Origin of the sequence: Azoarcus taiwanensis (assembly GCF_012910885.1) — a bacterium.
GTDB lineage: Bacteria > Pseudomonadota > Gammaproteobacteria > Burkholderiales > Rhodocyclaceae > Azoarcus_F > Azoarcus_F taiwanensis.
Map to the genome: position 1 here is coordinate 1 of NZ_WTVM01000326.1, position 252 is coordinate 252.

1 protein-coding gene is annotated in these 252 nt (G+C 54.4%); it reads right to left on the bottom strand.

The genetic code is table 11. The annotated features are described in order from the left end of the window. Nucleotides 1-46: 46 nt before the first annotated feature. Nucleotides 47-252 (bottom strand): hypothetical protein (locus tag GPA21_RS21125; protein WP_422614192.1); only part of this gene is annotated, 206 nt, incomplete at its 5' end.

The window sequence follows — 252 nt, forward strand, 5'->3', positions numbered from 1 at the left end:
TTGCTGGAATTAGCGAAGGAAACATGCACCAGCAGTAGGTGAAGCATCAACCAGATAATCCGATGAGATGCCGGTCTGTCTCACTCTCATGCAAAGGTAAGATCAACCATTTAATCCGCTTACCCCGCATGCGCAGGCCGCCCTTCATCGTGCGCCAGGCTTCTTCCACGCGTTGCTGCTGCTTGTAGCCAAGCGCCATGTCCTCGGCGGTGAGGGTATCGTCGTTGCTATGGACAACGAACTTGCCGTCGA